18 protein-coding genes and 1 tRNA gene are annotated in these 25,431 nt (G+C 64.8%); 8 read left to right on the top strand and 11 right to left on the bottom strand.

Features of this window, described 5'->3' with window-relative positions; all coding sequences use genetic code 11:
• The 4 genes from G3N99_RS07860 to G3N99_RS07845 all read left to right on the top strand — a co-directional run.
• Window positions 1–1,236 (top strand): efflux transporter outer membrane subunit (locus G3N99_RS07860; protein WP_206122065.1); only part of this gene is annotated, 1,236 nt, incomplete at its 5' end.
• 327 nt (window positions 1,237–1,563) lie between these two features.
• A complete protein-coding gene (locus tag G3N99_RS07855) occupies window positions 1,564–3,099 on the top strand; it encodes a catalase (protein ID WP_206122064.1) in 1,536 nt (511 codons plus the stop codon).
• Between the two features lie 77 nt (window positions 3,100–3,176).
• Window positions 3,177–3,788: an ankyrin repeat domain-containing protein gene (locus G3N99_RS07850; protein WP_206122063.1), complete on the top strand. Its 612-nt coding sequence runs from the start codon at window positions 3,177–3,179 to the stop codon at window positions 3,786–3,788.
• A 79-nt stretch (window positions 3,789–3,867) separates the two neighbouring features.
• On the top strand, window positions 3,868–4,338 hold the full coding sequence (locus G3N99_RS07845; protein ID WP_206122062.1) for a VirK family protein: 471 nt from the start codon (window positions 3,868–3,870) through the stop codon (window positions 4,336–4,338).
• Between the two features lie 118 nt (window positions 4,339–4,456).
• Here the strand turns inward: G3N99_RS07845 and G3N99_RS07840 are convergent, their stop codons facing one another.
• Window positions 4,457–5,227, bottom strand: coding sequence for an APH(3')-II family aminoglycoside O-phosphotransferase (locus tag G3N99_RS07840; RefSeq protein ID WP_346778478.1), 771 nt, complete (start codon window positions 5,225–5,227; stop codon window positions 4,457–4,459).
• Between the two features lie 796 nt (window positions 5,228–6,023).
• Between G3N99_RS07840 and G3N99_RS07835 the strand changes: the two genes are divergently transcribed.
• On the top strand, window positions 6,024–7,856 hold the full coding sequence (locus G3N99_RS07835; protein WP_206122060.1) for a S53 family peptidase: 1,833 nt from the start codon (window positions 6,024–6,026) through the stop codon (window positions 7,854–7,856).
• A 452-nt stretch (window positions 7,857–8,308) separates the two neighbouring features.
• The gene (locus G3N99_RS07830; RefSeq protein ID WP_206122059.1) at window positions 8,309–10,012 is read left to right on the top strand and encodes a DUF3300 domain-containing protein; all 1,704 of its coding nucleotides are present in this window, start codon (window positions 8,309–8,311) and stop codon (window positions 10,010–10,012) included.
• Between the two features lie 138 nt (window positions 10,013–10,150).
• On the opposite strand, the gene G3N99_RS07825 is transcribed toward G3N99_RS07830, so the two are convergent.
• Entirely contained in the window at window positions 10,151–10,801 is a 651-nt protein-coding gene (locus G3N99_RS07825) for a pyridoxamine 5'-phosphate oxidase family protein (RefSeq protein ID WP_206122058.1), read from the bottom strand.
• A gap of 296 nt (window positions 10,802–11,097) precedes the next feature.
• On the opposite strand from G3N99_RS07825, the gene G3N99_RS07820 reads away from it, so the two are divergent.
• On the top strand, window positions 11,098–12,564 hold the full coding sequence (locus G3N99_RS07820; RefSeq protein ID WP_206122057.1) for a PLP-dependent aminotransferase family protein: 1,467 nt from the start codon (window positions 11,098–11,100) through the stop codon (window positions 12,562–12,564).
• A 22-nt stretch (window positions 12,565–12,586) separates the two neighbouring features.
• Here G3N99_RS07820 and G3N99_RS07815 read toward each other — a convergent pair whose 3' ends face one another.
• The 7 genes from G3N99_RS07815 to G3N99_RS07785 form a co-directional block, all read right to left on the bottom strand.
• A complete protein-coding gene (locus G3N99_RS07815) occupies window positions 12,587–14,137 on the bottom strand; it encodes a phospholipase D family protein (RefSeq protein WP_206122056.1) in 1,551 nt (516 codons plus the stop codon).
• A 257-nt stretch (window positions 14,138–14,394) separates the two neighbouring features.
• A tRNA-Ile gene (locus G3N99_RS07810) sits at window positions 14,395–14,470 on the bottom strand.
• Window positions 14,471–14,599: 129 nt separating this feature from the next.
• Window positions 14,600–17,023 (bottom strand): RNA polymerase sigma factor RpoD, encoded by a 2,424-nt coding sequence (gene rpoD / locus G3N99_RS07805; protein WP_174937028.1) that lies wholly within the window; start codon window positions 17,021–17,023, stop codon window positions 14,600–14,602.
• Window positions 17,024–17,111: 88 nt separating this feature from the next.
• Window positions 17,112–18,989 carry a DNA primase gene (gene dnaG, locus G3N99_RS07800; protein ID WP_174938635.1) on the bottom strand — a complete coding sequence of 626 codons (1,878 nt, stop codon included), beginning with the start codon at window positions 18,987–18,989 and terminating at the stop codon, window positions 17,112–17,114.
• Between the two features lie 70 nt (window positions 18,990–19,059).
• Complete coding sequence (locus tag G3N99_RS07795) at window positions 19,060–19,506, bottom strand: GatB/YqeY domain-containing protein (RefSeq protein WP_011355800.1); 447 nt, start codon at window positions 19,504–19,506, stop codon at window positions 19,060–19,062.
• A gap of 210 nt (window positions 19,507–19,716) precedes the next feature.
• Window positions 19,717–19,929: a 30S ribosomal protein S21 gene (gene rpsU / locus G3N99_RS07790; RefSeq protein ID WP_006479415.1), complete on the bottom strand. Its 213-nt coding sequence runs from the start codon at window positions 19,927–19,929 to the stop codon at window positions 19,717–19,719.
• Window positions 19,930–20,037: 108 nt separating this feature from the next.
• Window positions 20,038–21,258 (bottom strand): NAD(P)/FAD-dependent oxidoreductase, encoded by a 1,221-nt coding sequence (locus G3N99_RS07785; RefSeq protein ID WP_174937024.1) that lies wholly within the window; start codon window positions 21,256–21,258, stop codon window positions 20,038–20,040.
• A 130-nt stretch (window positions 21,259–21,388) separates the two neighbouring features.
• Here G3N99_RS07785 and tsaD point away from each other — a divergent pair, with 130 nt between their 5' ends.
• On the top strand, window positions 21,389–22,429 hold the full coding sequence (gene tsaD, locus G3N99_RS07780; protein ID WP_174937016.1) for a tRNA (adenosine(37)-N6)-threonylcarbamoyltransferase complex transferase subunit TsaD: 1,041 nt from the start codon (window positions 21,389–21,391) through the stop codon (window positions 22,427–22,429).
• A gap of 92 nt (window positions 22,430–22,521) precedes the next feature.
• Here the strand turns inward: tsaD and folE2 are convergent, their stop codons facing one another.
• Together folE2 and dxs are read right to left on the bottom strand one after the other, a co-directional pair.
• On the bottom strand, window positions 22,522–23,331 hold the full coding sequence (gene folE2 / locus G3N99_RS07775; RefSeq protein WP_006486446.1) for a GTP cyclohydrolase FolE2: 810 nt from the start codon (window positions 23,329–23,331) through the stop codon (window positions 22,522–22,524).
• A 154-nt stretch (window positions 23,332–23,485) separates the two neighbouring features.
• Window positions 23,486–25,390 carry a 1-deoxy-D-xylulose-5-phosphate synthase gene (dxs, locus tag G3N99_RS07770; protein WP_174937014.1) on the bottom strand — a complete coding sequence of 635 codons (1,905 nt, stop codon included), beginning with the start codon at window positions 25,388–25,390 and terminating at the stop codon, window positions 23,486–23,488.
• Window positions 25,391–25,431: the final 41 nt, after the last annotated feature.

Below are 25,431 nucleotides of genomic sequence, written 5' to 3'. Positions count from 1 at the left end.
GCCGCGCAGGCACGCTTGCGCGCATCGCGCGCGCAGCTCTCGCAGCAGCGCGCCGCGCAGTTGCCGAAATCGTCGGCCACCGTTGCCGCCATCCGCATGCGCGAGCCGGACGTCAGCGCGCTCGGGTCGCTGCTGCCGTCGAACGGCTCGAGCCAGTCGGGCGGCACATCGCCGTCGCTGGGGGGCTCGGGCCCGCTGCAGCTCTATTCGGCAGGCTTCGACGCAACCTGGGAAATCGACCTGTTCGGCGGCACGCGCCGCGCGGTCGAAGCCGCGTCCGCACAGGCGGAAGCGGTCGACGCCGATCTCGCCGATACGCAGGTGTCGATCGCGGCCGAAGTCGCGAACGCGTATGTCGACCTGCGCGACCAGCAGCAGCGGCTTGCGCTGTCTCAGCGCACCGCCGAGCTGCAGCAGACGATGCTGGAACTCACGCAGCAGCGCCGCGCGCGCGGCGTCGCCGCAGACGTCGACATCGAACGCCTGACGACACAGGTCGAAACCACGCGTGCGTCCCTGATCCCGCTCGACGCGCAGGTGACGGAATCGCTCGACCGGCTCGCAATCCTGACGGGCCGCGCGCCCGGTGCGCTCGACGCAATGCTGTCGACACCGGACGCACCGCTGCCGACGCTGCCCGGTAGCGTCGCAATCGGCGATCCGGCCACGCTGCTGAAACAGCGCCCGGACATTCGTGCGGCCGAGCGCCGGCTCGCTTCGAGCAATGCGCAGATCGGCGAGCATGTCGCGGATTACTTCCCGAAGGTGACGCTGCTCGGCGATCTCGGCTTCAGCGCGACCGACCCGGGCCACCTGTTCCGCAAGCAGAACTTCACCTGGGTCGGCGCGCCGTATCTGCAATGGAACATTCTCGACTTCGGACGCACGCGCGGCGCGGTGCGCGCGGCCGAAGCATCGCGCGACGAAGCGGAAGCGAACTATCAGAAAACGGTGCTCGGCGCCCTGCAGGACGCCAACACGGCATTGCAGCGCTACGGGCACCAGCGTGAGCACGTCGTTGCGCTCACCAAGGTGCAGACGTCGGCCGTGCATTCCCGAACGCTGATGGACGAGCGCTATCGTGCGGGTGTCGCGTCGATGATCGACCTGCTCGATACGCAACGCGAAGCGTTGTCCGCGCAGCAGAACGTGATCGCCGGGCAGGCCGAACTGATCAAGGACTACGTGTCGCTGCAGAAGAACCTCGGGCTCGGGTGGCAAGCCGGCGCGAGTTGACGGCAGGTTGATCGGTGCCGCGCGGTCGGGTTCGTCGAGGCTGCTGCGGCACCGATGCTTGAAAGGCGGATCGCAACACCCGCACAAGGCATCGCATGTTCAATCGCCCGCGCTCGACGCGCGCGGATCGCTTCACGGCACGCGACGCAACAACTCATTGCGCGCGCAACAATATTCACCGCCCGCGCCGATAACCACCGCGCTCACGCTGCATCGACGCCGCCGCTATCGGAAACATATCGAATATCAATTAGCCAATCATCTGACGATCTCTTCTAATTCAGTCGGCTTCCCCACCACCGATCGGATTCAAGGAGTTCCATCGTCATGTCCTCATCCTCCCATCGCGTGCTGAGACACGCAGTCGCTGCGATCTGCGTTGCACTTTCCGCGTCCCCCCATGCCGCCGAACTCACTCGCGACACGGGCGCCCCCGTCGGCGACAACGAGAATTCACAGACGGCCGGCCCTGCCGGCCCCGTGCTCCTGCAAGACTCGGCACTCATCGAGAAACTGCAGCGCTTCGATCGCGAACGCATTCCGGAACGCGTCGTGCATGCACGCGGCACCGGCGCATTCGGCGAGTTCGTGCCGTCCGCCGACATCTCGAACCTGACGAAAGCGAAGGTCTTCACACCCGGCACGCGCACACCCGTGTTCGTACGCTTCTCCACCGTGATGGGCTATCGCGGCTCGCCTGAGCAGGCACGCGATCCGCGCGGCTTCGCGGTGAAGTTCTATACGCAACAGGGAAACTGGGACATGGTCGGCATCAACTGGCCCGTGTTCTTCATTCGCGACGGCATCAAGTTCCCCGACTTCGTTCACGCGAACAAGCCGAGCGCCGTGACCGGCGTGCAGGATCCGAATCTCGCATTCGACTTCTTCGCGAATACGCCCGAAGCGACGAACATGCTGACGATGCTGTACACGAATGCGGGCATGCCCGATTCGTATCGTCACATGGACGGCTTTGCGGTGCATGCGTTCAAGTTCGTCAATGCGCGCGGCGACGTGCACTACGTGAAGTTCCACTGGAAAAGCCAGCAAGGCGTGCACGGCCTGCGTCCGCAAGACATCGACGCATCGATCGGGCGCGACTGGAACATGATGACGAACGACCTGTATGGCGCGCTGAAGCAAGGCGACTTCCCGAAGTGGGACCTGTACGTGCAGGTGCTCACGCCGCAGGACCTGAACCGGTTCGACTTCGATGCGCTGGACGACACGAAGGTGTGGACCGGCGTCCCCGAGCGCAAGATCGGCACGATGACGCTGAACCGCGTACCCGACAACTACTTCCAGTCGACCGAGGAATCGGCGTTCGCGCCATCGCGGCTCGTGCCCGGCATCGAGCCGTCCGAAGACCGGATGCTGCAGGATCGCCTGTTCGCATACGCCGACACGCAGATGTACCGGCTCGGCGCGAACTACATGGACCTGCCGATCAACCGGCCCGTCGTGCCGGTGGTCAACAACAACCAGGATGGCAAGATGAACGCCGGCGACCGCAAGGGCGAGGTGAACTACGAACCGTCGACGCTGCATGAACTCGCGCCGAATCCGCAATACAAGTCCGTGCGCATGGCGCTCGGCGGAACGACGCAGCAGGAAGCGATCCACAAGAAGCTGCGATTCCGTCAGGCGGGCGAGTACTACCGCGGCCTGTCGCAGCAGGACAGGGACGACCTGATCACCGCGCTGTCCGGCGATCTCGGCAAGGTGACGAACGCACACAACCAGTACGCGATGCTGTCGTACTTCTACAAGGCCGATCCCGACTACGGCACGCGTCTCGCGCAGGCCGTGCACGCTGACGTCGGTCAAGTGCAAGCGCTCGCGGCAAAGCTGAGCGAGAACTGATCCCGCGACTCCGGTCACGGTCGACGTGCGGGGTTGCGCCGCGCACGTCGACCTGATCCACCCATCAGGACATCCCCATGCAATCCAAACGCCTGACGCGCGCGATCCGCTCGACCGCAACGGCCCTGGCGCTGGCCGCGCTCGCCGGTTGCGCGCACCTTCCCGACCAGCCTGCGTATGCGCGGGCCGACCCTGCCGCGCTGCGCCGCTACGACGGCGACTGGTTCGATGCCGCCCGCGTCGGACGCGTCGACATCCTGCGTGCATTGCACGACGCCGGCTATCCCGTCGATGCCACCGACAGCCGCGGCTTTACGGCCGTGATACTCGCGTCCTACGACGGCCAGCCAGCCGCGCTCGACTACCTGCTGTCTGCCGGCGCAAACGCATGTGCCGGCGACCGTCACGGCAACACGGCGCTGATGGGCGCCCTCTTCAAGAACGAACCCGACATCGCGCGGCGCCTGATCGACACGCAATGCCCGATCGACCAGACGAACGGCGCCGGGGAAACCGCACTGGGATTTGCCACGCTGTTCAATCGATTCGAGCTGATCCCGCTCCTCGTCGCACATGGTGCGAATCCGAATCATGTCGATCGGCGCGGACAGTCACTGCTCCAGCTCGCGCAGTCGCACGACAACACGGAAGCCGTGGACGCGCTGCGGCATGCAGGTGCGGCGCAGTAGCTGCCGCGATCGAACCGTCTGAACAATGCCTGCGCACCGTGCTATCGTGCCCGTGGTTTCATCGCACGGAGACAGGAAAATGCTGAATCGCTTCGCCATTGTTCTTGTTGCCGCCGGCGCGGCAACCAGTCTCGCGGCAACAGCCGCGAGCCCCCAGCCGGACAACGTCAATTCGTATCGGCAGTTGCGCACGCGGCTGTTTGCCGGCGTGACGGTGACTGCAATCTTTTCACCCAACCAGTGCCAGAACGCGCAGCCGGCTCAAACGAAGGCAACGGCGCCCACCGTTTCGGGCGGCTTCGCGATACGCGACTTCATGGAAGTCGGTGGCAATACGCTCGCGTTCGCCAACCAGCACCTTACCGTCCAGCCCAGCGGCACGCCGGTGCTGGAGCTGATCCAGTACCGCGTCATGCAGGATGAAAGCGCGACGGTGACGGTCCGCTCGCTTTCGCCAACCACGTATCAGCCGGTCGCGCCGGCCCAGGTCTTCCAGTGCACGCTCGGCGACGGCCTCCGCTTCACCTATGCATGGCGCGAGCGTGACTGACGGAGGAGATCCGTAGAGAACGCGAAAATCTTCGATTGAAAAGCAGGAGTACTACGAAACGAGCCGACGCACGGGACAAGAAAACTGTCTCGTGCGCCGCCCGTGAACACTCGAGGAATCAGAAAAACTCGTCGAGCAACCGATAGAACGCGATCCGGCCCGGATCGGGCTGCTCGATTCCATACCGGGCAAAAAATGGCGCGACCCATTCGCTGCCGAGATCCGCTTCGATATTGCGCGTTGCCAGCGCCAGATCCTGATAGCGATCGGCCACACCGAGGCGCCCGCAGTCGATGAAACCCGAGAAACGACCGTCTTCGACCATGAAGTTGGACAGGCACGCGTCACCGTGCGTAACGACCCTGTCCTCGATCAACGGCCTGCTCGCCTGAAGCCTCGCGAATAGTTCATCGAGCGGCACACCGGTATTCGCATCATCGAGGTTGCCCGCGTCAACGAGCCCCGCGTTCATCCGTGCACGGGCCCGCTCGATACGTGACGCAGCACCATGATCGAACGGGCAAGCTGCCGGAGCGAGCCGATGCAGCGCACGCAACGCGTCGGCAATGATCGCCACCTTCGCCGCCGGCCCGAGTCGCGCGACTTCGAGATTCTCGCCACGCACGGCACTCAGCAGCATCCACTCGCGCCCCGCCGCCGACGCCACGTCGAGCACCTGCGCGCCCGGCAAACCCGTCGTCGACAGCCAGTGCAGTCGCGCCGCCTCGTCGCCCAGTTCACTCAGTGGTCCCGCGGGTTCCGTCTTGACGAACCGACGCGATCCGTCGCGCGCATCGAGCCGGAACACCGCGGCATCCGATTGCCCTTCCGTCTGTTGCGTCCATCGGCAATCGGCCAGCGCGGCCTTCCAGGTCGCGGGTACTTCGATGCAAAGCTTGTCGTTGTCGATCACGTCAGGTTCGATCCTCGTTGACTGGGCCGGTATGCGGAACGTCGGACATCTCGCGACTGCATGCGCCGCTTCGTGCGGCGCGCGGCCTCGACTTTCTCCGCCGCGCCCCGGGATTCGAGTCAGGCCTCGAACACGATCGGCCAATTGCACCCATTACGCATCAAACCAGAAACGATCGGCAAATCGAATTCCGCATTACTTTCTTTGGCGGCCTCGAATATTACAAAACACTGCCAATATTTTCAAAAACATTGCACATATTCGCTTTAATTTAGTTTCATATAATCAAAAAAAGTTTGACACCTCGCTTTCATTCTTGATACCGTCCGATGCAAGCAATCTGACGAATTGCTCACCACGCAATCGCTTCCGCTCCACGGTTTTTCGCTTCCGCCGCACCGCAGTGCTCGCCGCCGGCTGTATCGTTCGCGCGCCGGCGCATGCAACATCCCGATGCATCTCATTGGACAACTGCCATCCGGCAGCGGGCCGAAGGATCGAATCAAATGAGCAGGACAACGAAACTGTTGCTCTAGCAATCCCGCCCGCGCCCTGTCCGGCGCGGTTGCGTCGTATCGCGACGCAGCCTTCCCGTTACCGCGTTTTCCGTATTTCGCCCCCGGAGAAAAAACACCTTTCCGGATCGGGCGAAAGGCCCTGTCGCGTCCGTGCCATCCGCACGCGTGCGACAGAAATCGGCGGTGCATGACCCGCACCGCTGTCGACCGTTGTTGTTCGTGCTGTTCGATGTTCAACCGGAGGGGTAATTCAAATGAATCAGGTTGCAGACAAGAATCAAAAGCACAATCGCTTCGTCAAGCTCGCCTTCGCCGCCGCAGCCGTCGCGTCGTTCGGCATGGCGACCGCCCACGCCGCGCCTGCGGCCGGCTGGACGGAAACGCACACCAAGGGTTTCCTGCCGCTCGTGCAGCAGAGCGAAGCCGGTACCGCCGGCGCGCCTGCCGCGAGCACGGCTGCCGCTGCGGCGGCAGCCGTCGAGATGGCGCCGGGCGAGTCGGTGGACATCGTGCTCGGCCTGAACCTGCGCAACGAGGCGCAACTCGACCAGTATCTGCACGACCTGCACACGCCTGGTTCGCCGCATTACCGGCAGTTCCTCACGCCGGCGCAGTTCGCGGCGCAATATGCGCCGACCGACCAGCAGGTCGCCTCGGTCGTCGCGCACCTCCGCAAGGAAGGCTTCGTGAACATCGTGGTCGCGCCGAACCGCCTGCTGGTTTCCGCGTCCGGTACCGCAGCCACCATCAAGTCCGCGTTCCGCACGACGCTCAAGCGCTTCACGCGCAACGGCCGCAGCGTCTATGCGAATACCGACGCCGCGCAAGTGCCGAACGCGATCGGCGGCGTCGTGGGTTCGGTGCTGGGCCTGCAGAACGTCGAGCTGATGCACACGGGCGCGGGCAGCAAGCCGCAAGGCAACACCAGCAACCTGACGATTCCGGCCGGCGCATCGGCGGTGCCGCACAACCCGACCGAATTCTCGTCGATCTACGGCGGCGACGGCACGCCGACAGCGTCGCAGACCACGGTCGGCATCATCTCCGAAGGCGACCTGTCGCAGACGGTGAGCGACCTCAATACGTTCGCCGCAAACAACAGCCTCGGCACGATCAGCAGCAGCGTCGTGAAGACGGGCCCGTCCGGCAGTTCGTACACCGACACCGACGGCACCGTCGAATGGAACCTCGACAGCCAGTCGATCGTCGGCGCGGCCGGCGGCAGCGTGAAGCAGGTGGTGTTCTACGTCGCACCGTCGATGACGCTCACGGCGATCACCGCCGCGTACAACAAGGCCGTGACCGACAACGTCGCGAAGGTGATCAACGTGTCGCTCGGCGTGTGCGAATCGTCCGCGAACAGCACCGGCTCGCAGGCAACCGACGACACGATCTTCAAGCAGGCGGTCGCGCAGGGGCAGACCTTCTCGGTGTCCGCCGGCGACCACGGCGCGTACGAATGTGCGAGCGGCACGCCGTCGCGCTCGACCTACACGGTGAGCGAACCGGCAACGTCGCCGTACGTGATCGCGGTGGGCGGCACGACGCTGTTCACGAATACGTCGACCAACGCGTACAACAGCGAGATCGTCTGGAACGATCCGAGCTGGCAACCGGGCACCGTGTGGTCGACGGGCGGCGGGTACAGCAAGTACGAAGCTGCGCCGTCGTGGCAATCGTCGAGCCTCACGGGATCGACCAAGCGCGCACTGCCTGACGTCGGCTTCGACGCGGACCTGCGCACCGGCGCGATTCTCGTCGTGAATGGCCAGACGTCCGACACGCTGTGGGGCTCGGGCTATCTCAACAACGAAGGCGGCACGAGCCTCGCCGCACCGATCTTCACGGGGATCTGGGCGCGCCTGCAGTCCGCGAACAACAATGCGCTCGGGTTCCCCGCGTCGAGCATCTACAAGTACTTCCCGAGCAACGCAGCGCTGCTGCACGACGTCACGTCCGGCAACAACGGAAGCGGCACCTACGGCTACAAAGCGAAGGCCGGCTGGGACGCGACGACGGGCTTCGGCAGCGTGAACATCTCGAAGCTGAACACGTTCATCCAGAGCACATCGGATTTCGCACGCTGATGGATCGATGACCGCCCCGGTTCCGCGTGCGCACCGCAGCGCATGCATGGAACCGGATGTGATCGCTTGAACAACCCGCGACGGCCGCACGGCCTTCGCGGGTTTTTTGCGTGCCGCTCACTCTCGTGGAGCCGCATCGGGCGCGACGATGCCCTCGCCGACCTTGCAATCGTTGCGCAAGCAACTTTCATGTTCATTACCCGGGCAGTGCCGACCCGCTTACGGACTGCAAGGTACACACACTGTTACACAAGACCCAGACAACTTCCGCGCGTGTCGCGCGTTTAACTGGATATATCGATTCGTCGCGGGACAACCACCATGCGAACACGACCTTGCCGCCTGCCCCGACTGATGCCTCCAGAGCAGGTGCAAACGGTCGCGGCACAGTGCTCAAGCCGATCGCGTGGCCCGCGTGCCTGCCAACGCCGACACAACACCGAACGAACAACATGAACAACACACGTGCACACCGCCCCGTCAGAACGCTGATCGCGTCGTCCCTCATCGTGTCGCTGCTCGGCCTCTCGGCCTGCAACAAGAACGGCGACAGCAGCACCGCGGCGCCGGCCAGCGACGCGAGCGCGGCCGCGGCGGCCCAGCCCGCGTCGACGCCCGTCGCCTACACACCGCCGACTGCCGACCAGCTCTACCAGATGGTCGCGCCGGTCGCACTGTTCCCCGACAAGCTCGTCGCGCTGGTGCTTGCGGGTGCAACCTACCCGGACCAGGTCACGGCCGCCAACAACTGGGTCATGCAGAATCCGTCGTTGAAGGGACAGGCACTCGCGACCGCGGCCGATACGCAGCCGTGGGACCCGTCCGTCAAGGCATTGACCGCGTTCCCCGCGGTGCTGTCGCAAATGGCGTCGAACCCGGCCTGGACTACCTCGCTCGGCCAGGCTTACTACAACGACCCCACCGACGTGATGAACGCAATCCAGGTGATGCGCCAACGCGCGCAGACGTCCGGCCATCTCCGTTCGGGCGGCCAGATGCGGGTCACGCAAGTCGCGCAGGCCGCACCGACCGGTTACACGCCGGCCGCCGATGCGCCCGTGGTCTACGCCGGGCCGGCGATCGTGCCGCCGCCCGCGCAGGCCATCGAGATCGAATCCGCACAGCCCGACGTCGTCTATGTCCCGTCTTACAACCCGACGGTCGTCTACGGCGAGCCGGTTTCGTCCTACCCCGGTTACGAGTATCGGCCGCCTTCATACAGCACGGGTGAAGTCGTTGCCGCCGGCGTGATCACGTTCGGCGTCGGCACCGCCGTCGGCGCCGCGATCTTCGGGCACCACGACTGGGGCTGGCATGCATGGGGCATGAACTGGGGCGCGCCGCGGCCGGAAGGCCCCGGCTGGCACGGCGGCTGGCAGCGCCCGGCCGTGGTGTACAACCACACCACGTACGTGTCGAAATCGACCACCGTGATCAACAACATCACCAACATCCGCAACACGCGGATCACGAACAACTACGGCGGCAACGTCACCAACAACACGACGAACACGACGATCGAACGCAACACGATGCAGCCGGGCGCGGAGCCGATGCGCGGACAGGCGATGGAGCAACGCCCGGGCGCCGTGCCGATGACGATGCCGCACTTCGGCGCGAACGATACGCGCCCCGGCGCGCGGCCGTCGCCCGACGCATTCGCGCAGAATCGCGCGAACGAAACGCATGCAGAAGCACCGGCCCAACATACGCCCGGTGCGATGCACGACGAGCGGCAGCAGGCAATGCAGCAGGAGCACGTCGCGCAGGAAAATCGTGCAGCCTCGCAGCAGCAGCAATTGCAGCAACAACAGCGCAACGAGGCTCAGCAGCAACGCGAGGCGACGCAACAGCACAACGCGGCACAGCAGCAGCAACGCGCGGAAATGCAGCAACACAACGCGGCGGAGCAACAGCAGCGCGAGGAGATGCAGCAACGCAATGCGGAGCAGCAACAGCAGCGTGAAGCAATGCAGCAACGCAACGAAGCCCAGCAGCAAGTGCACAAGGAAACGCCGCCGCGCAACGAAGCGCAACCGCAGGAACACGCGGCCCCGCAGCCGCGGCAACCGGCCGCCGAGCACGCGCCCGCACCGCGTCCGCACCCTGAGGAAGCGCATCCGCCGCACGACACGCATGAGCACCGCGCCGAGTAAAGCGCACCTCGTCACGGCAGCGTGGCATTCGCGCTGCCGGCTGGCGCAGCCTGCGTCTCGCTGCCATGCCGAGGCAACAGGGCGCACAACGTCGTACACCGCCGTTTTCCACGATACCGCGCGGCCCCGCCGCGCAACTTACTCGGCCCAGTTCCGGACGTAGTCCGGCACCGCCATGTTGCCGTCGGCATGAACCGGCGCGCCGCGCGTCGCCTTCAGCGGCAGGATGCCCGTCCAGACAGCGAGCGCAAGATCTTCTTCCTTGTCGGACGGCATTGAATCGCTGACTTTTACAGCGGCTTCCGCAAGGGCAATCCGCAGCACGCTGGTCGCATTGAGTTCCTTCTCGTTGCCAGGCCGCGCGTCATGCTTGCGACCGGGCGCGATCTTGTCCATCAATGCATCCAGGGCGACCAGCTTGTCCGCACTGCCCTCCACCATCTCGAACCGCCCGTAGATCACCGCGGATCGATAATTCATCGAATGGTTGAAGGCCGACTTGGCCAACACGAGACCGTCCAGCAACGTAATCGCGACGGAGGCCTGCGCACCGGCCGACAGCGCCTTGATCATCCGGCTGCCGTTGGACCCGTGAATATAGAGGTCATCGCCCCGTCTCCAGTGCGCGGTCGGGATGCAGTGCGTGTCCTCGCCCGCACCGAACGCGATGTGGCAGACGTAGGCCTCGTCCACGATGCGATGAAGCATCTCGCGATCGTGGCTTGCCAGTTCCGGCAGGCGGCGAATGGTGGTGCGGGATGTGGGAGAGATGACCGTCTGGTCTTTCATGTTTCGTTTTCCTGTTTGCGCGCCCTTGTGCGCATCGAGCCGCTCGCGCATTCGCTCGAAATATCTTTGCACTACGAATCTAATCGAATCGGAGATGTGCGACTTCCACGCCTGAACGACCGATCGATCGACCCATCACAGTCGCTCGCCAAATCGATCAAAATACGCGCGTGCCGCTATCCGCGACGATCGCCGGAAATACCCGCGCGCCGGCCGGCACCGCGAGAACGTGAACGATACGATGCGCGTCGAATCTTCAAAAGAACCAGCTCAACGAAAAATTCTAGAACCAGCCCATGGATCTCGCGCTGCTCATCTCCTCGCTTTCCAGACAGGACGGCACGACACGACACAGCCAGCAGGAAGCCCTCTACCGGAGCCTGCGCAACATGCTGCTGGACGGACATATCCCGCCCGGCACGCGGCTCGTGTCGACGCGCGTGCTCGCGGCTGAGCTGGGTATCGCCCGCAACTCGGCGGTCTATGCGTACGAGCGTCTTGCCGAGGAAGGCTTCGTGGCAGCCACGCGTAACGGCACGATCACGTTATGGGACGGATGCGGCCGGTCTGGCGCAGGGCTCGAAAGCGGCCCGGCCCCGTTTCAATTGTCCGAGCGCGTGCACGGGCTGGAGAACACCGACCCCGAACCCGAACGCATGCTGCCGTTCGTTCCCGGCCTCCCTTCTCTCGATGAATTCCCGGTTGCCCAATGGCGCCGTTGTATCGAGCGCGCGTGGAGAGTCATCAAGCCCGCTCAACTCGCCTACGGCCCGGTCGAAGGGCTGCCCGAATTGCGGCGTGCCGTGGCCGCCTACATCCGGGTCTCGCGAGGCGTGCGCTGCGAAACCGGCCAGGTATTCATCACCGACGGCACGCAAAGCAGCCTCGAACTGTGCGCGCGCATGCTGGCGAATCCCGGTGAATACGGCTGGCTCGAGAACCCCTGCTACAACGGCGCCCGAACCGCATTCCGCTCGACCGGCCTCGATCTCGTGCCGATCGAGGTCGACCACGAAGGAATGGCGCCAACCGACGAACAGTGGCGTACCCAGCCGCCCCGGCTGATCTATACGACACCGTCGCACCAATACCCGCTCGGCGCACTGATGAGCCCCCGGCGGCGCGCGGCGCTCGTCGAGCACGCACGGGCATGCGGCGCGTGGATCATCGAGGACGACTACGACAGCGAGTTCCGCCACGGCGGCCAGCCGCTGCCCGCGATCCAGGGCCTGCATGCCGACGCACCGGTCTGCTATCTCGGCACCTTCAGCAAGACGATGTTTCCTGCCCTTCGGCTCGGCTTCATGGTGGTTCCGCCGATTCTGGTCGACCGCTTCACCCGCACGCTGCGCGAACTCGTCCATCGCGGCCACTCGGCCGATCAACTGGCGATGGCCGAATTCATCGACACGGGCCTCTTTGCGCGACACCTGCGCAGGATGAGGACGCGGTATGCCGAGCGGCGGAGCAGCCTCGAAGCGGCACTCGCCCGCCACCTCGGCACCGTGCTGAGCGTTCGCGAAAGCCCGGGCGGCATGCATCTGTCGGCGGATCTCGCGCTGCCGCTTCACGATACCGATGTCGCTCGCGCGGCAGCCGCGCATGGCCTGCTGCTTCAGCCGCTGAGCAGCTATCGGGTCGGCGAAGGCCGGTCGTACAACGGCTTCGTGCTGGGTTACTCCGGGCTGAACGACACGACGATCGAGACCGCGACGATGCAGCTCGCGGCCGTCATCGAGCAGCACGGCCGCACGTGTCGCTGAATATCACACGCGGCATCGTCGCTCACAGTTGCGATTCGATCGGAAACAGCCCGAGGAACCAGACTTCCATCCGCCGCGCGGCGGACACCTCCGGTTCGTGATCGAGCTCGGTGACCTTGCCGTCCGAATCGGTCTGAATCCACTTGAGCCGCCCGTTGCCCGCCGGATCGGTCCTCGGCTCGACGCGCCACGCGATTCGATCGAGCCGTGCCTCCAGATCGTTGGCCACCTGCGACGCAATCGCCGGGCTCTCGCAGTAGACGCCGATCTCCGTATTGAGGTTCAGCGAGCGCGGATCGAGATTCATCGACCCGATGAAAATGCTCTTGTGATCGAACACGTAGGTCTTCGCATGCAGCGACGCACGCGACGACCCGATGATGACCTGCTTCGAAATGCTCTTGTCGCCCGACGGCCGCCGTTCGTAAAGCCGCACGCCGGCGGCGACGAGATCGCTTCGATAGTGCCGGTAGCCCGCATGCACGGCCGCCACGTCGGTCGACGCAAGCGAGTTGGTCAGCACCGTCACGCGCACGCCGCGCGCCGTGAGCGCGCGCAGCCGCTCGACGACTTCCTTGCCCGGCACGAAATACGGCGACACGATCAGCAGATCATGTTCGGGCTGCAACGCGAGTGCCCGCAACTGCGGCATCAGGTGGCCGTCGCTGTCCTTCGGTGCGTGCGCGATCTTCGACGGATCGTCGTACAGCACCGTCGCGTGGCCCCACGACAACTCCGTGCCCTGCCCATGAACGATCCGGTCGAGCCGCTGCCTGGCCTCGAGCACGTACGGGTTGTCCTCCATGGCCCTGAGGTAGTCGCGTAACCGTTCGCGCTCGCGGTCCAGCCCGCCCGGCGCCGCGTCATGCCCGACCAGCGCACTGATCGGATACGCGTACGGGGAATTCCAGAACGTATCGAATTCGGTCGAGATATTCTTCACGACCGGGCCGTGAACGACGACATCGAGATCGCCGAACTCCAGCATCGACGATGCGCCGAAATACTCGTCGCCGATATTGCGGCCACCGACGATCGCCGCCTGGTTGTCCGCGATCATCGCCTTGTTGTGCATGCGCCGATTGACACGCGAGAACTCGAACACCGTGCCGATCTTCTTGAACCGGCGCGTGGCGACCGGATTGAACAGCCGGATCTCGATGTTCGGATGCGAACTGATCTCGAGCAGCTTGCGGTCGTCCGCGTTCGTGCCGAGGTCGTCGAGCAGCGCACGGACGCGCACGCCGCGATCGGCCGCGCGAATGATCGCGTCGGCCAGTTCATGCCCGGTCAGGTCGTCATGCCAGATGTAGTACTGAAGGTCGAGCGAGCGGTCTGCACGATCGGCCAGCAGCACACGCGCATCCAGCGCGTCGACCGGATCGGTCAGCAGATGAAACGCGTCCTGCCCCGGATGCGTACTGGCCTGCTGCTGGAACGCGACACCCAGCCGCGTGTTGTCCGTGTCGGTGTACGCGTGCGTCGGCACGCGCTCGGCCTGCGGCGGCAGGCTCGCGCATGCAACGAGCGCCAGCAACGAGAGAATCGCACCCCACGAACGCAGCATGGTCATGATTGCCGTCCCACTCCCGGCCGAAGTCTGTTTTTTCTTGCCGCCGAATGGCTCGCGGGGCTGTTTGGCTTTCTTTCGGCCGCAACCGATGTCGCGTCTGGAACGGCCGCGCTACAGCATACTTCGATTGACTGCGGCGCGGCACCCTCTCGGTACTTTCCTGATCCTGACGCTCATCACGCGTCCACGCAAAGAAAAACCCGCGAGGCATGAAGCCATCGCGGGTTTTCGGCATGCGCAATCGCGCGCATGAAATCTGGTGGGCCCGGCGGGGTTCGAACCCGCGACCAATCGATTATGAGTCGACTGCTCTAACCGCTGAGCTACAAGCCCTGATGAGAAGCGAAGCGTGTCACACGTCGCCCCGACGAAGAAGCCGGGCCGGCATTGTAACAACAAAGGAGACAAACGCCACCGGTATCACGCGGATACCGGCGGCGTTCGCAGGAGAGACGCTGGAAATCAGTTCCCTTCGAGGAACGACTTCAGCTTGTCGGAACGGCTGGGGTGACGCAGCTTGCGCAGCGCCTTGGCCTCGATCTGACGGATCCGCTCACGCGTGACGTCGAACTGCTTGCCGACTTCCTCGAGCGTGTGGTCGGTGCTCATCTCGATACCGAAGCGCATCCGCAGCACCTTCGCCTCGCGCGGCGTCAGCGAATCGAGCACGTCCTTCACGACGTCGCGCATGCTCGCATGCAGCGCGGCATCCGCCGGCGCGACCGTGTTGGTGTCCTCGATGAAGTCGCCGAGATGGGAATCGTCGTCGTCACCGATCGGCGTTTCCATCGAGATCGGCTCCTTCGCGATCTTCATGATCTTGCGGATCTTGTCTTCCGGCATCTCCATCTTCTCGGCGAGCGTTGCCGGATCCGGCTCGAGACCGGTTTCCTGCAGGATCTGCCGCGAGATGCGGTTCATCTTGTTGATCGTCTCGATCATGTGAACCGGAATACGGATCGTGCGCGCCTGGTCCGCGATCGAGCGCGTGATGGCCTGGCGGATCCACCACGTCGCATAGGTCGAGAACTTGTAGCCGCGACGGTATTCGAACTTGTCCACAGCCTTCATCAGGCCGATGTTGCCTTCCTGGATCAGGTCGAGGAACTGCAGGCCACGGTTCGTGTACTTCTTCGCGATCGAGATCACGAGACGCAGGTTCGCCTCGGTCATTTCGCGCTTCGCCTGGCGCGCCTTCAGTTCGCCGGCCGCCATCTGGCGGTTGGTTTCCTTCAGGTCCTTCAGCGGCAGCACGACGCGCGCCTGCAGGTCGAGCAGGCGCTGCTGCTGTTCGCGGATCGCCGGAACGTTACGCGACAGCACCGCGCTGTACGAATGGCCTTCGGCCATGATCTTCTCGGACCAGTCGAGGTCGGTTTCGCTGCCCGGGAAGCGCGCGATGAATTCCGAACGCGGCATGCCGCACTTGTCGACGACGATGTGCAGGATCTGACGCTCGACCTGACGCACTTCGTCCACCTGCGCACGCAGCGTGTCGCACAGGCGTTCGACGGTACGCGCGGTGAAGCGGATCGTCATCAGTTCGGTCTGGATCGTTTCCTGCGCCTTCAGGTAGGCCTTCGACTTGTAGCCTTCCTTTTCGAACGCGCGGCGCATCTTGTCGAACCACTCGCTGATCTGCGAGAACTTGTCGAGCGAGGCACGCTTGAGGGCTTCGAGCTGGGCGGCGTTGGCCGATGCCTGCGCGGCACCGTCATCTTCCTCCTCTTCCTCTTCTTCCTCTTCCTCTTCGGCTTCCTCGTCCTCGTTCTCGATGGCTTCCGCTTCCTTCGCGGAGAAGCCGTCGGTATCGGCGGAGTCCGAAGCATTCGGATCGAGCAGGCCGTCGACGAGCTCGTCGACGCGGATCTCTTCGTTCGCGACGCGTTCGGCCATCGCGAGGATGTCGGCGATCGTCGTCGGGCACGCGGAGATGGCCATCACCATGTGGCGCAGGCCGTCCTCGATCCGCTTCGCGATCTCGATTTCGCCTTCGCGCGTGAGCAGTTCGACCGTGCCCATTTCACGCATGTACATCCGGACCGGATCGGTCGTGCGGCCGAATTCCGAATCGACGGTGGACAGCGCGACTTCCGCTTCCTCTTCGACTTCATCGTCCGACGACGCGGCGGGCGCGTTGTCGTTCAAGAGCAGCGTTTCCGCGTCCGGCGCCTGCTCGTAAACCGCCACGCCCATGTCGTTGAACGTGCCGATGATGCCTTCGAGGGCTTCGGTCTCGGTGAAGTTGTCCGGCAGGTGGTCGTTGATTTCGGCGTACGTCAGGAAGCCGCGCTCCTTGCCGAGCTTGATCAGCGCGCGCAGTTTCACGCGGCGCTCTTCGAGCTCCTCGGCCGTACCCGGCGTGCTCGTCGCGAACGCTTCCTTCAGTAGCGCCTTTTCCTTGGCGCGACGGTCGCGCACCTTGGATTTGCCCGGTGCAGCCGCTGCTGCTGCGGCGGGCTGCTCGTCGCTCTGATTTGCGTCGTCTTCGACGGATACTTCGTTCAGCTTTTTGGTCATGGAGTTCGCCGTACCGGCTATATCGACTCGCGGCTGCTGGACGACAGCCGGTTGAACCGTGGGTGCATGAGTAGTACGTACTGCCGTTTCGTCCGCGGCGACAGTCGTGTCCCTTGCGCTTTTCGCACTTGCCCGCTTCGCCGCCGGCTTGGCCGGCCCGGAGTCGGGTCTGGCGGCAGCCCGTGTTCTGGCTGCCGGCGCCGGCGCAGCCTGAGCAGTGCCGGCCACGGTTTTCTTTCCTGCAGGGGCTGACGTGGCTGAAGACGTTGTCCTGGTGGAAGAAGCAGACTTGGCCGCTGTGACCTTTTTGGTCGGCTCCGTCGAGCCCTTGCCTGCTGCTTTCTTTCCGCCTGTCGTCTTTGCCATCGCGATTCTCGCCTCTGCTTAGAAAACAAACCGCTGGAAACCTTATATTATAGCACGCTGGGGAACCCTCTCTAAGCTCCCCGGCCGCCTACAGCCCGAGCCGACGCTTCATGTCGGTTCGCTGCTGGTTCAATTCCGTCAATTCGGCCAATTCCTCGGGTGTGAAGGTGGATTGCCGCGCCAGCCTGTCAAGCCGGTCGCAGCAGGCGTCGTAACGCATCTTGAGCACCGCCGCCTGCAGTTCCTCCCCCGCGATCCGTTCCTGTTCACGCTGCCGCTCGGGCACCGTCTCGTCTTCCGGATTCTGTAACAGCAAGTCGCGGACGTTTTCATCATAGTCCAGAATTTCGCGGAAGATTTCCTCGTAAGTCGCTCCATTGGAGGACGTCCGCAGGACATCCGACAGCAGCCGGAACTCCGCGCCGTCGCCCAGCGCGCGCGCATGATCGACGACTTCCGCGAACAGTTCGCCGATGCGCGGCAACGCGCGCAGGGTCGCAAGCTGCTCGTCGTCGAGCTGCGACGCGATGCGCGGATGCATCACCAGCGTGCGCAGCGCACGCTTTTCGCTGTCCGTCACGCGGCGCCGTTCGCTGCGCGGGGGCGCCTGGCGCGGCGGCGCCGCGATCCGCGTATCGACGTCGGACAGGCCCGCGACCTCTTCGAACGGGATATCGAGGCGGTCGGCGAACATGTGCATGATCTGCGCGCGCAACGCATTCGCGGGCAGCGCCTGCAACAACGGCTTCGCATCGAACAGCGCCTTCGCGCGGCCTTCCGGCTGATCGAGCGCCTTGCCGGAAATTGCTTCGTTCAGCAGAAATTGCGACAACGGCATCGCGCGCTCGACCTGCTCGGAGAACGCCTCCTCGCCGAACTCGCGCACATAGCTGTCCGGATCGTGCTCGGCCGGCAGAAAAAGGAACCGGATCGTGCGGTTGTCCCCCGCATGCGGCAGGCAAGCCTCGAGCGCACGCCGGGCCGCACGCCGCCCGGCCGAATCGCCGTCGAAACTGAAAATGACCGTATCGGTCTGGCGCAGCAGCTTCTGCACGTGAATCGGCGTGCACGCGGTTCCGAGCGTCGCGACCGCGTTCGGGAACCCGAGCTGCGCGAGTGCGACGACGTCCATGTAGCCTTCGACGACCAGCACGTACTTGCGCTCGCGAATCGCGAGCCGCGCCTCGAACAGGCCGTACAGCTCGCTGCCCTTGTTGAACAGCGGGGTTTCGGGCGAATTCAGGTACTTCGGCTCGCCGCTGCCGAGCACGCGCCCGCCGAAGCCGATCACCTGCCCCTTCACGTTGCGGATCGGGAACATGATCCGCTCGCGGAACCGGTCGTAGCGGCGCGCAACGCCCTGCGCATCGGTCTTCTCGCTGACGATCACGAGCCCCGACTCGACGAGCGACTCGTCACGATAGTCCGGGAACGCGGCTTCGAGATTCTGCCAGCCGTCCGGCGCGTAGCCGAGCCCGAAGCGCGCGGCGATCTCGCCGGTCAGGCCCCGGTTCTTCAGGTACTGGATCGCGACGGTCGCGCCGCGCAATTGCTTGCGGTAGTAGTCGCACGCAGCGGTCATTGCATCGGACAGCGCGGTCGCGACCGATTTCGACACCGGCGCCGGATAGTCGCCGCCACCGCCTCCGCCCCCACCGCCGCCACGCATCGACGGCTCGTGCGGCACGGTCAGGCCGACGGACTGCGCGAGATCCTGCACGGCCTCCGGGAACGTGAGCCCCGCGTGTTCCATCAGGAAGCCGATCGCCGTACCGTGCGCGCCGCAACCGAAGCAGTGATAGAACTGCTTGGTCGGGCTGACCGTAAACGACGGGCTTTTCTCGTTATGGAACGGGCACAGCCCCATGAAGTTGGCGCCGCCCTTCTTGAGCTGCACGTACTTGCCCACCACGTCGACGATATCGACGCGGTTCAGCAAGTCCTGCAGGAACGAATGCGGAATCACCGTGGGATCGAGCGAAAAAAGACAATACGACACCCCGGCGCACGCATCGCGCGCGCCGGGGAAACAGGTGTTACTTCGTGAGCGCGGCCTTGACCAGCGCGGAAATGGCCGTCATGTCGGCACGGCCGGCGAGCTTGCCCTTCAGCACGCCCATCACCTTGCCCATGTCCTGCGGGCCGGCGGCACCGGTCTGCGCGACCGCAGCCTGGACTTCAGCGGCCACCTCGGCCTCCGACAGCTGCTCGGGCATGTAGCCGCCCAGCACGACCAGTTCGGCCTGCTCCTTCGCGACGAGGTCATCACGGCCGGCTGCCTGGAACTGGCTGATCGAATCCTTGCGCTGCTTGATCATCTTGTCGATCACGGCCGTGATGCCCGCGTCGTCGAGGGTGATCTGATCGTCGACTTCGCGCTGCTTGATCGCGGCCATCAGCAGGCGAATCGTTGCCAGGCGCTCGCTTTCCTTCGCGCGCATCGCGGCCTTCATGTCTTCGCTGATCTGCTCTTTCAAACTCATCTTTCACCCGGGAAGGAAACGTGAATCCGACGCCCGCCAACAGGGCGTCAACACAAAAACCCGCTTGGGACAGTGTCTCAAGCGGGTTGCTCGAATCCGGCATCGGCGGCTCGCCTGATCAGTCGCACAATCATGCTCGATCTTTCGCGATCACCCAATCGCACGGAATCGCCAGTGCGCCGCTCAACGAACCGCGCGGCGCCCAATCGTTCAGTACAGCTTCTTCGGCAGTGTCTGGCTGCGGATACGCTTGTAATGACGCTTCACCGCAGCAGCCTTCTTGCGCTTGCGCTCCGCGGTCGGCTTCTCGTAAAACTCGCGCGCACGAAGTTCAGTCAACAGACCGTTCTTCTCGATCGTGCGCTTGAAGCGACGCATTGCAACTTCGAACGGCTCGTTCTCTTTAACGCGAATGATCGTCATGATCCGACACGAATAAAGGTTTGCAAGGGAAAGACTACCGAGTATAGCAGAGCGATTGCCTAAAGGCACGGGGCCTGGTCCCGCCAAAACGGCGTCGGCCCTGCCCCGTCAGGCGCCGCGCGAATACTCCGCCGCGGCCTGTCCGGCGGCCGTGCCGGACGCCCACGCCCACTGGAAATTGTAGCCGCCGAGCCAGCCCGTCACGTCCACTGCCTCACCGACGAAGAACAGCCCCGGCACGCGCGCGCTCATCATCGTCGCCGACGACAGATCGCGTGTATCGACCCCGCCCTTCGTCACTTCGGCCTTCTTGTAGCCCTCGGTACCGTTCGGCGTCAGCGTCCAGCCCGACAGCGCGTCGCCGATCTGGCGCAGCGTCTTGTCGGGCAGGTCCGCGAGCCGCGCATCGGCCGCGACGCGATGCGTGTCGAGCCACGCATGCGCGAGGCGCGACGGCACCCAGTCCGCGAGCAGCGAACCGATCTGGCGCTTTGACGTGCGCTTCGCGTCGAGCAGGTCGGCCACCGTGTCGCGCTGCGGCAGCAGATCGACGCGGATCGGGTCGCCAGGCTGCCAGTAACTCGAAATCTGCAGGATCCCGGGCCCGGACAGGCCGCGATGGGTCAGCAGCAGGTCCTCGACGAATTCGCCGCCGCGCTTCTTGTCGCCGGTCGATACGCGCACCTCGAGCGAGACGCCGGACAACGCCGCGAACGGCTCCCAGTCCTGCTGGGCGAACGTCAACGGTACGAGCGCGGGCCGCGTATCGATGAGCTTGTGACCGAACTGCTTGGCGATCCGGTAGCCGAAGTCGGTTGCGCCGATCTTCGGGATCGACAGGCCGCCGGTCGCGATGATCAGTGCGCGCGCACCGATCGTCCCCGCCTGCTGCGTGTCGAGCGTAAAGCCGTCGGCCGGCGTGTGGCGCACCGCGTCGACGACGACAGGACGGCGCCACGCGATGCCGCCCGCATCGCACTCGTGCTTCAGCACGTCGATGACCGCGTCGCTGCCGTGGTCGCAAAAGAGCTGGCCCTTGTGCTTTTCGTGCCAGGTCACGTGATGGCGCTTGAGCAGCCCGAGGAAGTCGCGCGGCGTGTAGCGCGCCAGCGCCGAGCGCGCAAAATGCGGATTCGACGACAGATAGTTGTCGGGGCCGGCGTACAGGTTCGTGAAGTTGCAGCGGCCGCCGCCCGAGATGCGGATCTTCTCGGCGAGCCGCGGTGCGTGATCGATCAGCACGACGCGGCGGCCGAGCTGCCCGGCAACCGCGGCGCTCATCATCCCGGCCGCGCCCGCGCCGATCACGGCGATGTCATAAGTTTCCATGGCGCGGATTGTACCTGCCCGGCATCGGGCTCGGGCCGCGGCCAGCGGCAGCGGGCCCTCGCCTGCTATAATTTCCGGTTACGTTGACCCTCCTGCGGCGCGCCCGAGACGGCGCGCCCTGCCCGCACCCATGCTCGTTCTCGGCATCGAAAGCTCCTGTGACGAAACCGGCCTCGCGCTCTACGACACGCAGCGCGGCCTACTCGCGCACGCGCTCCACTCGCAGATCGCCATGCACCGCGAATACGGCGGCGTCGTGCCCGAGCTCGCATCGCGCGACCACATCCGCCGCGCACTGCCGCTGCTCGAGGAAGTGATGGCGCAAAGCGGCACGCACCGCGACGACATCGACGCGATCGCGTTCACGCAGGGCCCCGGCCTTGCCGGCGCGCTGCTGGTCGGCGCGAGCATCGCGAATGCGCTCGCCCTCGCCTGGAACAAGCCGACCGTCGGCATCCATCATCTCGAAGGCCACCTGCTGTCGCCGCTGCTCGTCGACCAGCCGCCGCCATTCCCGTTTGTCGCGCTGCTGGTGTCCGGCGGCCACACGCAATTGATGCGCGTGACCGACGTCGGCGTGTACGAGACGCTCGGCGAAACGCTCGACGACGCAGCAGGCGAAGCGTTCGACAAGACAGCCAAGCTGATCGGCCTCGGCTACCCGGGCGGCCCGGAAGTATCGAAGCTCGCCGAAACCGGCACGCCGGGTGCGGTCGTACTGCCACGCCCGATGCTGCATTCGGGCGACCTCGACTTCAGCTTCAGCGGCCTGAAGACGGCCGTGCTCACGCAGATGAAGAAGTTCGAAGCGGCGAAGCTCGACGGTGAAGCACTCGAACGCGCGAAGGCCGACCTCGCGCGCGGCTTCGTCGACGCGGCGGTCGACGTGCTCGTCGCCAAGTCGCTCGCCGCGTTGAAGAAGACGAAGCTCAAGCGCCTCGTGGTCGCGGGCGGTGTCGGCGCGAACCGCCAGTTGCGCGCCGCGCTGTCTGCCGCCGCGACCAAGCGCGGTTTCGACGTGCACTACCCCGATCTCGCGCTCTGCACCGACAACGGCGCGATGATCGCGCTCGCAGGCGCATTGCGGCTCGGCCGCTGGCCCGAACAGGCGAACGCCGACTACGCATTCACGGTGAAGCCGCGCTGGGATCTCGCATCGCTCGCGCACTGAACCATGCGACGCGACGCAACGTCGCACCGGCAAACAAAAAGGCCGCTCGTTCGAGCGGCCTTTTTTCATCGGCGCGACAAAACGCCGCGGCGTTATGCAGCCTGTCGCTTGTCGCGTTCGATCAACGCATACGCGCTGTGATTGTGGATCGACTCGAAGTTCTCGGCTTCGAGTACGTACGCCACCACACGCTCGTCCGCGTCGAGACGCTGCGCGACGTCACGCACGAGATCCTCGACGAACTTCGGGTTCTCGTACGCACGCTCGGTGACGAACTTCTCGTCCGGACGCTTCAACAGGCCCCACAGCTCGCACGACGCCTCTTCCTCGGCGATGCGGATCAGCGCCTCGACCGGCAGGTCGGCCGCGAGCTCCGCGTCGATCGTCACGTGCGAACGCTGGTTGTGCGCGCCGTACTGCGAGATCTTCTTCGAGCACGGGCACAGGCTCGTCACGGGCACGAGCACCTTCAGGAACAGGCGCGTGTCGCCGTTGCGGCTTTCGCCCGCGAGCGTCACCTCATAATCGAGCAGGCTCTGCACGCCCGACACCGGCGCCGTCTTGTTCACGAAGTACGGGAACGTGACCTCGATGCGACCGGCTTCGGCTTCCAGCTTCTCGAGCATCGACGCGAGCATCGCGCGGAAACGCTCGACCGTCAGCGGTGCACGGTTCTCTTCGAGCAGCGCGACGAAGCGCGACATGTGCGTGCCCTTCTGGTCGGCCGGCAGGCGGACATCGAGGTTCCAGACACCGACGGTCGGCTGCACGTCGCCGCTTTCGGTACACACCGTCAACGGATGCCGGACCGCCTTCACGCCCACGCGCTGAATCGGAATCTGGCGGGTATCCACCGTGCTCTGCACGTCGGGCATCACGAAGGCGGGATTCATCTGGTTCATCTTGTTCAATCCTTGTAAGCCGCGCGTTCGACGACGCGCACGCCGCGTCATGCGGCAGCCGGAAAAGCAACATGGGCCCGCAGGCCCATGTTTTCCGCATCAATGAAGACCGGTTGCGCCAGTCGCACCGACGCCGCCCGCAGGCGGCGCCAGCTTATGCGACGCGCTTCGCCTGACCGGCGACGTCGGCCGCCGGATTCAGAAAGCGTTCGCGAATCGATTTCGCGATACCCGCGCCGTCGAGGCCGCATTGCGACAGCAGCTTCGCGGGGTCGCCGTGATCGATGAACAGGTCAGGGAGGCCCAATTGTAGTACGGGTCGGATAACCCCACTCTCCATCAGGGCTTCCACGCAGGCCGAGCCCGCGCCGCCCATCACGCAGCCTTCCTCGACCGTGACGAGGTAGTCGTGCGTCTCGGCGAGTTCACGCACGAGCGCCGCATCGACCGGCTTCACGAAGCGCATGTTCGCGACGGTTGCATCGAGTTCCTCTGCCGCGGCGAGCGACGGTGCGACCATCGTGCCGAATGCGAGGATCGCGACGCGCTTGCCTTCCGGCTGCGACGTCTGGCGACGCACTTCACCCTTGCCGAGCGGGATCTCGGTGAATTCCTTCACCGTCGCCACGCCCGTGCCCGCGCCGCGCGGATAGCGCACGGCGGTCGGGTTCGGCTGCTGCAGCGCCGTGTGCAGCATCTGGCGGCATTCGTTCTCGTCGGACGCAGCCATGATCGTCATGTTCGGGATGCAGCGCATGAACGCGAGATCGTACGCGCCCGCGTGCGTCGCACCATCCGCACCGACGAGGCCCGCGCGGTCGATTGCAAACACGACCGGCAGGTTCTGCAGCGCGACGTCGTGGATCAGCTGGTCGTAAGCACGCTGCAGGAACGTCGAGTAGATCGCGACGACCGGCTTGAGGCCTTCGGTCGCCATGCCGCCCGCGAACGTCACCGCGTGCTGCTCGGCGATGCCGACGTCGTAATAGCGATCCTTGAAGCGCTTCTCGAACTCGACCATGCCCGAGCCTTCACGCATCGCCGGCGTGATGCCGACGACACGCGTGTCGCGCTCGGCTTCATCGCACAGCCACTCGCCGAACACCTGCGTGTACGTCTTCTTCGCGGGCGTGGTCGACGGCTTGATGCCTTCGGCCGGGTTGAACTTGCCGGGGCCGTGATAAAGCACGGGATCCGCTTCGGCGAGCTTGTAGCCCTGGCCTTTCTTCGTCACCACGTGCAGGAATTGCGGGCCGCGCAGTTCGCGGATGTTCTGCAGCGTCGGGATCAGCGAATCGAGATCGTGACCGTCGATCGGGCCGATGTAGTTGAAGCCGAACTCTTCGAACAGCGTGGCCGGCACGACCATGCCCTTCGCGTGCTCTTCGAGCTTGCGTGCGAGTTCGAGCACCGGCGGTGCAACGCTCAGTACGCGCTCGACGCCCGCGCGCGCAGCCGCATAGAAGCGGCCCGACATCAGGCGTGCGAGATGGCGATTCAGCGCGCCGACCGGCGGCGAGATCGACATGTCGTTGTCGTTCAGGATCACGAGCACTTTCGCGTCTTCCGACACGCCCGCGTTGTTCATCGCCTCGAACGCCATGCCGGCCGTCATCGCGCCGTCGCCGATCACGGCGATCGAGAAGCGGTCGTCGCCGTTCAGCTGACTGCCGATCGCCATGCCGAGCGCGGCCGAGATCGACGTGCTCGAGTGCGCGGTGCCGAACGTGTCGTATTCGGATTCGCTGCGACGCGGGAAGCCCGAGATGCCGTCCTGCTGGCGCAGCGAATGCATCTGGTCGCGGCGACCCGTCAGGATCTTGTGCGGGTAGGTCTGGTGGCCCACGTCCCAGACGATCCGATCGTTCGGCGTGTTGAACACGTAGTGCAACGCGATCGTCAGCTCGACCGTCCCGAGGTTGGACGACAAATGGCCGCCCGTCTTCGACACACTGTCGAGCACGAACGCGCGCAGTTCATCCGCGAGCGGTTGAAGTTGGCGACGATCGAGGCGGCGCAAATCCGCCGGGTCGTCGATGGTTTTCAGCAAGTCGTACATCGTCGTTCCATTGTAGGAAATCAAACGCGCCCGCATTCTGT

Source organism: Burkholderia sp. Ac-20392, assembly GCF_017104585.1.
Lineage (GTDB): Bacteria > Pseudomonadota > Gammaproteobacteria > Burkholderiales > Burkholderiaceae > Burkholderia > Burkholderia lata.
This window is presented reverse-complemented; position numbering and strand designations above follow the sequence as displayed.

Coding starts and splice junctions, on each gene's coding strand:
- G3N99_RS07855 (WP_206122064.1), top strand. CDS start 1,564: ATGTCCTCATCCTCCCATCGCGTGCTGAGACACGCAGTCGCTGCGATC.
- G3N99_RS07850 (WP_206122063.1), top strand. CDS start 3,177: ATGCAATCCAAACGCCTGACGCGCGCGATCCGCTCGACCGCAACGGCC.
- G3N99_RS07845 (WP_206122062.1), top strand. CDS start 3,868: ATGCTGAATCGCTTCGCCATTGTTCTTGTTGCCGCCGGCGCGGCAACC.
- G3N99_RS07835 (WP_206122060.1), top strand. CDS start 6,024: ATGAATCAGGTTGCAGACAAGAATCAAAAGCACAATCGCTTCGTCAAG.
- G3N99_RS07830 (WP_206122059.1), top strand. CDS start 8,309: ATGAACAACACACGTGCACACCGCCCCGTCAGAACGCTGATCGCGTCG.
- G3N99_RS07825 (WP_206122058.1), bottom strand. CDS start 10,801: ATGAAAGACCAGACGGTCATCTCTCCCACATCCCGCACCACCATTCGC.
- G3N99_RS07820 (WP_206122057.1), top strand. CDS start 11,098: ATGGATCTCGCGCTGCTCATCTCCTCGCTTTCCAGACAGGACGGCACG.
- G3N99_RS07815 (WP_206122056.1), bottom strand. CDS start 14,137: ATGACCATGCTGCGTTCGTGGGGTGCGATTCTCTCGTTGCTGGCGCTC.
- rpoD (WP_174937028.1), bottom strand. CDS start 17,023: ATGGCAAAGACGACAGGCGGAAAGAAAGCAGCAGGCAAGGGCTCGACG.
- G3N99_RS07795 (WP_011355800.1), bottom strand. CDS start 19,506: ATGAGTTTGAAAGAGCAGATCAGCGAAGACATGAAGGCCGCGATGCGC.
- rpsU (WP_006479415.1), bottom strand. CDS start 19,929: ATGACGATCATTCGCGTTAAAGAGAACGAGCCGTTCGAAGTTGCAATG.
- G3N99_RS07785 (WP_174937024.1), bottom strand. CDS start 21,258: ATGGAAACTTATGACATCGCCGTGATCGGCGCGGGCGCGGCCGGGATG.
- tsaD (WP_174937016.1), top strand. CDS start 21,389: ATGCTCGTTCTCGGCATCGAAAGCTCCTGTGACGAAACCGGCCTCGCG.
- folE2 (WP_006486446.1), bottom strand. CDS start 23,331: ATGAACCAGATGAATCCCGCCTTCGTGATGCCCGACGTGCAGAGCACG.
- dxs (WP_174937014.1), bottom strand. CDS start 25,390: ATGTACGACTTGCTGAAAACCATCGACGACCCGGCGGATTTGCGCCGC.